Raw genomic sequence first — 9808 nt, 5'->3', positions numbered from 1 at the left:
GGCGGAGCGGGAGAGGGTGGGCGGGGCTCTCGGAGCGACGAGCGCGGCGCGGTCAGTCGGCGGCGACGTGCGGCGTCGACTGCGCCAGGTCCAGCACCTCGTCGAAGAAGCCGAGCGAGTCGTGCGGCCCGGGGTTCGCCTCGGGGTGGTACTGGCGGGTGATGACGTCGAGCTCCTCGCTGTCGAGCCCCTCGACGGTGTCGTCGTTGACGTTCACCTGCGTCACCTCCAGCGGACCGGTGTCGTCGACCGTGTAGCCGTGGTTCTGCGTCGTCATCACGACCTTGTCGGTGCGGAGGTCCTTGACGGGCTGGTTGACGCCGCGGTGGCCGAACATCATCTTCTCGGTCGAGCCGCCGAGCGCGCTCGTGATCACCTGCTGACCGAGGCAGATTCCGGCCATCGGCAGTTCACCGGCGAAGGCGTCGACGACCTCCTGGGCGGCGACGAAGTTCTCCGGATCGCCCGGACCGTTCGAGACGAAGAGGACGTCGGGGTCGACGTCGGCCACGTCCTCGGGGGTCGCGTCGTACGGGAGGACGTGGACGTCCGCGCCGCGCTCGGTGAGCGAGGTGATGATCGAGCCCTTCGCGCCGCAGTCGAGCATCGCGACGTCGGCGGCGCCGCCGCCCTCGTGGACGGTCGGCTCGGTGACGGACACCTGCGCGCCGATGTCGACGTGGTCGCTCATCGGCTCGCACGCCTCCATCTCCGCGACCGCGTCTTCGGGGGCCACGTCCGGACCGGCGGCGATCCCGCAGGCCATCGCGCCCTCCTCGCGGACGGTCGTGACGATTTCGCGGGTGTCGACGTGGTCGACGGCGGGGACGTCCTCGCCGGCGAGCCACTCGGCGACGTCGTCGGTCAGCTCGCGGGCGATCGCCGCGCGCGGCTGGACCGACTCGGACTCGAATCGCTCGGTTCGGACGCCGTAGTTCCCAATCAGCGGGTACGAGAAGGTGAGTATCTGTTCGGCGTAGGAGGGGTCGGTGAGCGACTCCTCGTAGCCGGTGTACGCGGTCGTGAACACCAGTTCACCGCGGGTGCGCCCCGGCGCACGGGCGCGCGCTTCGAGCACGCGTCCGTCGGCCAGCGCGATATAGGCGTCCGACATTACGAGAAACGTACGCGCAAAGGGTAATAAATGCGTCGTTCGTAGATTCGTTACGATATTCGTAACGAGTAAGTCGCCGGGGTGAATGGTTCGGGTATGGACGACCTCGATCGCCGGATCCTCTCGATCCTGCGCCGGGACGCGCGAACCCCGTACACGGAGATCGCCGACCGAGTCGGCACCTCGGAGGGGACCGTGCGCAACCGCGTCGACCGCATGACCGAGGAGGGGATCATCGAGCGGTTCACGGTCACGACCCGCACCGGCAACGTGAAGGCGATGATCGAGATCTCGGTGGAGATGAACGTCGACACCGCCGCCGTCGGCGATCGGATGGTCGAGTGGGAGGAGGTGGACTTCGTCTGGCAGGTCTCCGGCGAGGAGGACGTCGTGCTCGTGGTCGACGCCGTCGACACGCGCGCCGTCAACGAGCTGATCTCGCAGGCCCGCGAGATGGACGAGGTGAAGTCGACCAAGACGCGGCTCATTCTGGACGAGCGACTCGGCTGATCCGGGTCGGTCAACCAAGTTGCCCGCGTCGGCGCCGTCGCTGGCGGGCGGAAAATAACGGAAAAAATTCGGACGAACGACGCCCCGTCGCCGGGAACGACGGACGTGAGTCGTCTATTCGAGCGTACCCTGAGTGACGAGCGTGTCGTCCTCCAGGTAGTGCTCGATGTGGTGGCCGTGCTCCTCGACGTCCATGAGGACCTCGCGGAGCAGCTCCTCGGTGTTGTAGTCGCCGAGGTTGTTGGCGAGCTGGATGTGCTCGCGGAGCATCTCGGTGATGTCACCGAACATCTCCAGGTCGTTCGCCAGCCCCGTCCTGATGTCGTAGGCGTCGGCGTCCTCGGGGCTCACCGGGGCGTGCTCCTCGTAGTTCGCGCCGCCCGACAGCGGCACGCCGCCGAGCGCCTGCGCGCGCTCGGCGATCACGTCGGCGCCCTCCTCGAGGTCCTCGGCGACCTCGCCGAGGTAGACGTGGATGTCGTGGAACTCGGCGCCCTCCACGAGCCAGTGGTGCTTCTTGATCTGATGGTACAGCACGTACGTCGCCGCGAGGTCGGTGTTGAGCGCGTCGACGAGCTGCTCGGCCTTCTCCTCGGGAACGCGGAGCGCTTCGCTCTCGTGGACGTCGCCGTAGCGTTGACGTGCCTCTTTCTGGGTGCTCATGTCTACCTCTACGTACGCGCGCGGGGCACTTAACTGTTTTCACGATTGTAATCAGATTTTAGTTTTCAAAAAATTATTTTTCTGTATTGTTCACGGCACCGACGAGTTCGCGCTGCTCGGCGAGCACGGTCCGGTCCAGCGTGGCGATCAGGTCCCGCTCGCCGCGGCCGAGTTCGGCGGCGACTCGACCGTCAGGGCGGGCGACGAGAGAGTTACCGGCGTAGCGGCGGCGATCGTTCCCGCGTTCGCCCCCCGACGCTGTCCCGCGTCCCGTTCGTCCGGCGCCGACTACCCACCGGACGCCGTCGAGGGCGCGCGCCCGGAGGAGGAGCCGCCAGTTCTGCGCGTGAGCGGCGGGCCACGCGCCCGCGACGAACAGCGCGTCGACGGCGCGGTCGGTGAACCACGCGCTCTCCGCCACGAAATTCAGGTCGTAGCAGGTCAACAGGCCGGTCCGACCGGCGGGGGTGTCGACCACGACCCGATCGGTGCCGGCGTCGACTCGCTCCGCCTCCTCGCCCCACAGGTGTCGCTTCCGGTAGACTGCCGCCCGCTCGTCCGGGGCTCCCGCGCCGCCGGAGAGGGTGCCGGCCGGCGGCACGTACGCGGTCGCGTTGAACAGCGCGTCGCCCGCGCGCTCCGCGTACCCCGCCGTCAGCGCCACGTTCCCTTCGTCGGCGACGTCAGCGAGCCGGTCGAGCGCCGCCTCCCGCTCCAGCGCCGCCTCGCGCAGCCGGTCGTCGTCGACGAACCCGGTCAGCGCGTACTCCGGGAAGACTGCGACGTCGACCCGGTCGGGCAGGGCGGCGACGCGGTCGCGGAGGCGGCCGAGGTTGCTGCCGACCGCGAGGTCGTCGACGGCGATCTGCGGCACGGCGACGATCGGCCCGTCGTCGGGATCGTCGGGAGCGTCGGGATCGATCACGGGGACCGATTGGACGGACGGCGGAATAAACGAACGGGGGCGCCCGCGAAGGGAAACGTCTTAATGGACTACGCGCGCAGTTCGTGGTGTATGAGCAACGGCGACGACGACCCGGCCGACGCCTCCGAGGAGGCCGACGCCGCGGACGACGCGGAGGAGGCGGGGGGCGCCGGCGAGTCGACGGACGCGGCCGCCGCGCCGACGCTTCCGGACGAAGCGACCGAGGACTCGCTGAACGAGTACCTCGACGAGATCGCGGCGCTCCTCGACGACGCCGAGACGGAGGCGGACCTCGACGACGTCGACGCCCTCCTCGACGACGCCGAGGCGGGGATCGAGGAGGCCGACCTCCCCGAGCCGGACGAGGACGACGAGGACGCGGACGACCCGCGCGGCGACCTCGAGGACCGGGTCGCGGAGCTCCGCGAGGGCGTCGAGGAGGCGCGCGGCCCCTACGCCGAGGACGTCGTCGACGCCATCGAGAGCGCCGCGGCGACGCTCGAGGAGACCGAGTGGACCGCCGACGGCCGCGACGACGCCGCCGACGCGGTGACGGCCTTCGTGGAGGCGGCCGCGGACGCCGTCGACGACGAGGTCGACGCGGACGCTATCGAGACGGACCCGGACGCCGCAGACGACGCGCCCGCCGACGCGGAGAGTGACGCGGAGAGTGACGGGAGCGGGACCGACGAGGACGACCGCATCGACGCCCTCGTCTCGGCGCTCGACGCGGTCGCGGCGGGCGTCGCGGACGCCGACCTCGACCCCGACGACGACGCGGCGACGATCGCCGCCCTCATCGAGGCGACCGACGCGCTCGAGTCCGGGCTCGACGACGCCGAGGAGTGGGACGACCTCGAGACGCACGAGCAGCTCCGCGCCGAGGGGTACTACGACGTGCTCGGCCACTACAAGGACTTCCCGGTGGAGTGGGCCGCGCTGAAGGAACACGAGGCGCGCGGCAACGTCGACATGATCCTGCTCGCGCTCCACTCGCTCACCTCCGACTTCATGGAGCGGCACTGCCTCGAGGCGTTCGAGCGCATGGGGAAGCGCGGGAAGACCGAGGCCTCCCTCGAGGAGCTGCTCGGGCGCGCGGAGAAGCGCGACCAGTTCGCGATCCGCATCCTCGGGAAGATGGCCGCCGGCGAGGCGACCGAGACGCTCGTCGAGTACGTTCCGGAGAACTCGAACCCGCAGCTCCAGAAGGCGACGTTCAAAGCGCTCGGCGAGATCGGCGCGAGCGAGGCGGTCCAGCCGCTCGCGGACGCGCTCGTCGACGACGGCACCGAGGAGCTCGTCCGTCCGCACGCGGCTCGCGCGCTCGGGCTCATCGGCGACGCCCGCGCAGTCGACCCGCTCGCCGACGTGCTCGCCGGCGACGGCTCCGACGACGACCGCGCCGCGGCCGCCTGGGCCCTCCGACAGATCGGCACCCGCGAGGCCCTCGAAACCGTCGCCGAGTACGCCGACGAGCGCTCGTTCCTCGTCTCGACCGAGGGCGAGAAAGCGCAGCGCTCGCTCGACGCGGCGTCGGCGACCGCCTGACTCGCCGGCCTGACCGTCGGGCTGAACGACCGACCCTTCTTGTCCGATGCCGCGGGGAGACCCCCCGTGTCGCCCGGATCGACTCGTCTCGATAACGCCGCCGTCGCGAGGGTCTCGACCGCGAGCGCGGTCGCCGTCGCCCTCGGACTGCTCCTCCTGACGGCCGCCGCGCCGGTCGCGGCGGCGGGCGGCGCCGGCTCGACGGGCGCCGAGTCCGGCCCTGGACCCGCCGTCGCGCAGCCAACCCACGAGTCGAAGAACCGGACGCTCGTGGCCGAGCAGCCCCGGATACTCGAATTGTTCCCGAATCCGACGGCGGCGGAGAACCGCGGCGAGTACCTCGTCGTCCGGCTCCCCGAGCGCGGGAACTGGTCGCTCTCCGACGGCTACCACGAGGCGGACGTTCCGGCGAACGCGAGCGGCGTCGTCGCGCTCTCGATGGACCCCGCGAACGCGACGACCCTCCTCGACGACGACACCGCGGTCGGCGTCCACGGCGCCCACGACGGCGGCGCCGGCACCCCCGAACTCCGCGCGCTCGACGACCACTTCCCGCTCGCCGCGTCCGGCGACCGGATCGAGCTCCGCCGGAACGGGACGACGGTCGCCGTCGTCGACTACGACCGCGCGCCCGAGGGACACCGCTGGCGCGCGGACTGGGGCGAGTGGCGGCCGCGGGGGTACGAGCGCCGGTCCGCGACCGAAAGGGCGAACGCGACCGTGCGGCCGTTCGTGTTGCCGGACAGCCCGGGCATGCCGGTCGAGCCGCTACGGGGAGCGGAGCGCCGACTGCTGCTCGCCGGCTACACGCTGGGGTCCGAGCGCGTCGCCGACCTGCTCGTCGCGGCCGCCGATCGCGGGGTCGAGGTGCGCGTCCTCGTCGAGGGGTCGCCGGTCGGCGGGTTCTCCGCGCGGAGCGCCCGGCTCCTCGACCGCGTCGCCGCCGCCGGCGTCGAGGTGCGCGTCCTCGACGGCGACCCGGAGCGGTTCCGCTTCCACCACGCGAAGTACGCCGTCGCCGACGACCGCGCGGTCGTCCTCACGGAGAACTGGAAGCCGTCCGGCACCGGCGGTCGGACCAACAGAGGGTGGGGGGTCGTCACCGGGACGCCCCGGTCCGCGACCGCCGGCGCGACGGCCGCGGACGACCTCGCCGCCCTGTTCCGGGCCGACGCCGCGGCGTCCGACGCCCGGTCGTGGGAGGCGTTCCGCGCGGGGACCGAGTTCAGCGAGGGTGACGCGGCGACCGGCGGCTACCCGACCCGCTTCGAGGCGCCCGCGTCGACGGCGGCGGACGTCGAGCTCCTGACCGCCCCCGGTAACGGCGCCGACCGCTTGGTCGAGCGGATCGACGCCGCGGACGACCGCGTGCTGGCGCTCGTCCCGCGGACGGGGGGCCCGGAGAACCGCCTCGTCCGGGCGCTCCGGCGGGCCGCCGAGCGCGGCGTCGACGTCCACCTGCTGCTGTCGAACGCGTGGTACGACCGGGAGGCGAACCGCGCGCTCGTCGAGGCGCTCGCGGGCGAACCGATCGAGGTCGCCGTCGCGGAGCCGCGCGGCCGATACGGGAAGGTCCACGCGAAGGGCGTCGTGGTCGACGACACGGCGATCGTCGGGAGCCTCAACTGGAACGCCGGCGCGGCGACGGAGAACCGGGAGGTGCTGCTCGCGGTCGAGGACGAGGGGGTCGCCGACTTCTACGCCCGGGCGTACGCGGCCGACTGGCGCGGCGGCGGGATTCACTTGCCGCTCGGGATCCTCGGCGGGCTCGGCGCCGCGCTCGCGGGTGCCGGCGTCGCCGCTCGTCGGGAGGTGACGTTCGCGTGACGAGCGCGCGTGGAACGGGGCGCGAAAATCGGGTTACCGTTGCGGTCAGTCGTCGAGCGCGGCCGTCGACGAGAGCGCCTCGTCGATCTCGGCCTCGGCCATCTTCTCGACGAGCGTGTCGATGACGGCGCTCCGGCGGCCCTTCACGAACTTGATCGAGCCGACGACGAGGTGACCGCCGCCGGAGACGCCCGCCTCCGGGAGCTCGTCGTTCAGCTCGGTCACCATGTTCGGGATGTCCAGACGGACCCCGTCGGACCGGAGCACGCAGAAGTCCGGGCCGTAGCCGATCGTGATGACCGGGTCACCCGTCTCCCGCACGCGGGTGTCGTGGAGCTCGCCGGTCGTCTTCCCGGGCGCCGGGTAGGTGAACCGGTGAGCGTACTCGTCGAGGTCGATCCGATAGAGGTGCGCGCCGGAGGCGAGCCGCTCGTGGTTGACGTGGTCGTCGAGCGCGTCGAGCTGCCGGGCGACGTCGCGCTCGGCGCGCTCGGAGAGGAAGCCGACCAGCTCTTCGTGGCGCTGTTCGTCCTCGCAGCCGACGTTCAGCGCGTCGTTGACGAGGGTCTTCCCCTCGGAGTAGCGCAGCCAGTGGGCGGCGTAGTCGAGCGCCTCGCCGATGTCGAGCAGGTCGGACTCGTCGTAGCCGGCCGCTTCGGCGAGCGCGACGTAGTCGTCCATCGCCTCCGCCTTCGAGCGGTCTGAGAGCCCGGCGACGGCGGGGACGTGTTCGAGCTCCTCGGAGATCGACGGGTCGATCAGCCGCGCGAGCTCGACGCACATCATCCCCGTGGTGACCCGGTAGTCCTCGCCGTGGAGGTACGGGTTGACGTGGGCGTCGAGCAGCGGCTCGACCGCCTCGGGGTCGGGGTGGTGGTGGTCGACGACCGCGATGGGGATGTCGTAGTGCGCGAGGTTCTCGTAGGCGGGGACGTCCTCCTCGGTCGACCCGTTGTCGAGCATCAGCAGGAAGGGGAGCTTCTGGCCGTGGCGGGCGCGCCCCTCCAGCGCGAAGTTCAGGTCGCGGGTGACGTCCTCCATCTCGTAGTACGGCGCCTTGCTCGGGAGCCGCTTGAACAGGTGACGGGCCGCGTCGGGGTCCTCGTGCACGTCGCAGACGAAGTTCTCCAAGGCGAGCTGGACCGGGATCGCCGCGCACATCCCGTCGCCGTCGGCGTGGTGGCGAACGCGGATCGGGCGCCCGGCGAGAGCGGTCCGGCGGAGGAGCCGGGCCAGTTCGCGGAGCTCCTCGTGGATGGGCTCGAACGCCTCCCACTCGACGAGGGGGTCGACGTCGGCGGGCGCGGCGCGCTCGTCGAGCGCGTCCTCGAACCGCTCGCGGGCCTCCGCGGCGCGCTCGTCGGGGAGCTGTCGCAGCGAGTCGACCTCCAGCTGGAGGGCGTTCTCACGGGTCTCGACCGTCCCGCCGACGTGGACCATGTCGCCGACCGCGACCTCGGGGTACGCGCGGACGCCCGCCTCTTCGAAGGCGGCGCAGGAGACGACGCCGGAGGCGTCGGCGACGGCGAAGATTGTCGGGCCGCCGGTCTGTTTCGCCTGAACGACCTCGCCCTCGACGGTGACCTCGTCGCCCGGGGAGAGCCCGCGGACGCGCGAGATCGTCGGCTCGTGAGCGACGGTCTCGGTGCGGTAGTCGTCGAAGTCCTCGTCGTCGAACGCGACGTCGCCGTTCTCCTTCACCTCGGTGAGCCGGACGATCAGTCGGTCGCCGACGGCGTAGTCGCCGTCGATGTTCGACTCGTGGACGAGCCCGGAGAGGGCGTCCGAGACGTCGACGAAGACGCCGTAGTCGACGACGCCGTTGACTTCGGCGTGGTACAGTGCGTCGACCTCGGCGTCCGCGAGGGTGCAGTTGGGTGCTAAGTCGTAGACGGTCGGCCGGCCGTCGGCCGTCCCCTTCGCCGCGGCGGCGTCGGGTTCGGGGCTCGAATCGCCCCGCGTGCCGGAATCCCCGGCGGTGTTCTCGCTCATGGAATCCATTCGGGAACGGGCGGTGTTAAGCCTGTTCTCTCGCGTCTCCGCCCGTCTCGACGCGCTCGGCGCGCGGACCCGTCGTCGTCCGGTCCGGAACCCCTATGGGGCGACGGCGCCTTCGCTCGCGTATGCGACTGTTCCGCTCGGACGAGCTCCTCGGGATCGCCCGAGAGACGATGGAGTTCGTCCTCGAGGCGAGCGAGGAGACGCACCCCAACGAGTACATGGGGTTCCTCCGCGCGGACGACGCCCGAAAGCTCGACGTCGACCGAGACGGGCAGGTGATCACCGACGTGCTCGTCATCCCGGGCACGGAGTCGAACCCGACGAGCGCCAGCGTGCGAACGCACATGAAGCCGAACGACATGCGCGCCGTCGGGTCGGTCCACTCGCACCCGAACGGGGCCCTCCGGCCGAGCGCGGCCGACCTCGCGACCTTCGGACAGGGGCAGGTCCACATCATCGTCGGCGCCCCATACGGGTGGGGCGACTGGAAGGCGTTCGACAACGAGGGGAATCAGACGACGCTGGACGTGCTCGACGTCGAGGTGCCCGACGAACACTTCTTCGACTTCACGCAGGAGGACATCGACAGCGAGCTCGTCGAGGAGCGCCGCGACGACGGTGGCTTCCTCTCGTGGTTCAGATGACGCGGGTCGTCGCGCAGGGGACCTTCGACCTGCTTCACCCGGGCCACGTCCACTACCTCGAGGACGCGGCGACGTACGGCGACGAGCTCCACGCCATCGTCGCCCGCCGCGCCAACGTCACCCACAAGCCCGAGCCGATCCTCTGCGCCCGCCAGCGGCGCGACATGGTCGCCGCCCTCGACGCGGTCGACGAGGCCCATCTCGGCGATCCGGAGGACGTGTTCGTCCCCATCGAGCGCCTCGACCCGGACGTTATCGTGCTGGGATACGACCAGCACCACGACGAGGCGGGTATCGCCGAGGCGCTCGCGGCCCGCGACATCGACTGTCGGGTCGAACGGGCGTCCGGCCGGGAGCCCCGACACGAGGACGAACTGCTCTCCAGCGGCGACATCGTCGATCGCGTCCTCCGGCGGCGCGGCCCGGGCGGGGTCGACGGCAACGGCTCACGCGAGAGCGGCGGGTCACGCGAGGGCGACGGGTCACGCGAGGCCGTCGACGCGCCCCGGGACGGCAGCGAACAGGGATAGATCCGGAGCTAACCGGCGCGCCTGGGGCGAATTCACCGAAGCGCGG

The 9808-nt window shown here is 71.3% G+C and carries 9 protein-coding genes; 5 read left to right on the top strand and 4 right to left on the bottom strand.

The annotated features are described in order from the left end of the window. Positions 1-52: 52 nt before the first annotated feature. Positions 53-1114 carry a glutamine-hydrolyzing carbamoyl-phosphate synthase small subunit gene (carA, locus tag DJ73_RS18080; protein WP_094558667.1) on the bottom strand — a complete coding sequence of 354 codons (1062 nt, stop codon included), beginning with the start codon at positions 1112-1114 and terminating at the stop codon, positions 53-55. A 96-nt stretch (positions 1115-1210) separates the two neighbouring features. Between carA and DJ73_RS18075 the strand changes: the two genes are divergently transcribed. Then, complete coding sequence (locus tag DJ73_RS18075) at positions 1211-1624, top strand: Lrp/AsnC family transcriptional regulator (protein ID WP_094525807.1); 414 nt, start codon at positions 1211-1213, stop codon at positions 1622-1624. A 114-nt stretch (positions 1625-1738) separates the two neighbouring features. On the opposite strand, the gene dpsA is transcribed toward DJ73_RS18075, so the two are convergent. Both dpsA and DJ73_RS18065 read right to left on the bottom strand, forming a co-directional pair. Beyond that, entirely contained in the window at positions 1739-2287 is a 549-nt protein-coding gene (gene dpsA, locus DJ73_RS18070) for a DNA starvation/stationary phase protection protein DpsA (RefSeq protein ID WP_094558666.1), read from the bottom strand. A 73-nt stretch (positions 2288-2360) separates the two neighbouring features. After that, the gene (locus tag DJ73_RS18065; RefSeq protein WP_254921708.1) at positions 2361-3212 is read right to left on the bottom strand and encodes a carbon-nitrogen hydrolase family protein; all 852 of its coding nucleotides are present in this window, start codon (positions 3210-3212) and stop codon (positions 2361-2363) included. 90 nt (positions 3213-3302) lie between these two features. Here DJ73_RS18065 and DJ73_RS18060 point away from each other — a divergent pair, with 90 nt between their 5' ends. Continuing rightward, entirely contained in the window at positions 3303-4760 is a 1458-nt protein-coding gene (locus DJ73_RS18060; protein WP_094525805.1) for a HEAT repeat domain-containing protein, read from the top strand. Positions 4761-4826: 66 nt separating this feature from the next. Continuing rightward, positions 4827-6587 carry a phospholipase D-like domain-containing protein gene (locus tag DJ73_RS18055; RefSeq protein WP_254921707.1) on the top strand — a complete coding sequence of 587 codons (1761 nt, stop codon included), beginning with the start codon at positions 4827-4829 and terminating at the stop codon, positions 6585-6587. Between the two features lie 45 nt (positions 6588-6632). On the opposite strand, the gene DJ73_RS18050 is transcribed toward DJ73_RS18055, so the two are convergent. Further along, positions 6633-8579 carry a DHH family phosphoesterase gene (locus DJ73_RS18050; RefSeq protein WP_094525804.1) on the bottom strand — a complete coding sequence of 649 codons (1947 nt, stop codon included), beginning with the start codon at positions 8577-8579 and terminating at the stop codon, positions 6633-6635. A 131-nt stretch (positions 8580-8710) separates the two neighbouring features. Between DJ73_RS18050 and DJ73_RS18045 the strand changes: the two genes are divergently transcribed. Beyond that, positions 8711-9232: a Mov34/MPN/PAD-1 family protein gene (locus DJ73_RS18045; protein WP_094525803.1), complete on the top strand. Its 522-nt coding sequence runs from the start codon at positions 8711-8713 to the stop codon at positions 9230-9232. Then, on the top strand, positions 9229-9762 hold the full coding sequence (locus DJ73_RS18040; protein WP_241881535.1) for an adenylyltransferase/cytidyltransferase family protein: 534 nt from the start codon (positions 9229-9231) through the stop codon (positions 9760-9762). Before DJ73_RS18045 ends, DJ73_RS18040 begins: the two co-directional genes overlap by 4 nt. The last annotated feature ends 46 nt before the right edge of the window (positions 9763-9808 follow it).

Origin of the sequence: Halorubrum sp. Ea1, from assembly GCF_002252965.1 — an archaeon.
Classification (GTDB): domain Archaea; phylum Halobacteriota; class Halobacteria; order Halobacteriales; family Haloferacaceae; genus Halorubrum.
This window is presented reverse-complemented; position numbering and strand designations above follow the sequence as displayed.

Coding starts and splice junctions, on each gene's coding strand:
- carA (WP_094558667.1), bottom strand. CDS start 1,114: ATGTCGGACGCCTATATCGCGCTGGCCGACGGACGCGTGCTCGAAGCG.
- dpsA (WP_094558666.1), bottom strand. CDS start 2,287: ATGAGCACCCAGAAAGAGGCACGTCAACGCTACGGCGACGTCCACGAG.
- DJ73_RS18050 (WP_094525804.1), bottom strand. CDS start 8,579: ATGAGCGAGAACACCGCCGGGGATTCCGGCACGCGGGGCGATTCGAGC.
- DJ73_RS18060 (WP_094525805.1), top strand. CDS start 3,303: ATGAGCAACGGCGACGACGACCCGGCCGACGCCTCCGAGGAGGCCGAC.
- DJ73_RS18045 (WP_094525803.1), top strand. CDS start 8,711: ATGCGACTGTTCCGCTCGGACGAGCTCCTCGGGATCGCCCGAGAGACG.
- DJ73_RS18075 (WP_094525807.1), top strand. CDS start 1,211: ATGGACGACCTCGATCGCCGGATCCTCTCGATCCTGCGCCGGGACGCG.
- DJ73_RS18040 (WP_241881535.1), top strand. CDS start 9,229: ATGACGCGGGTCGTCGCGCAGGGGACCTTCGACCTGCTTCACCCGGGC.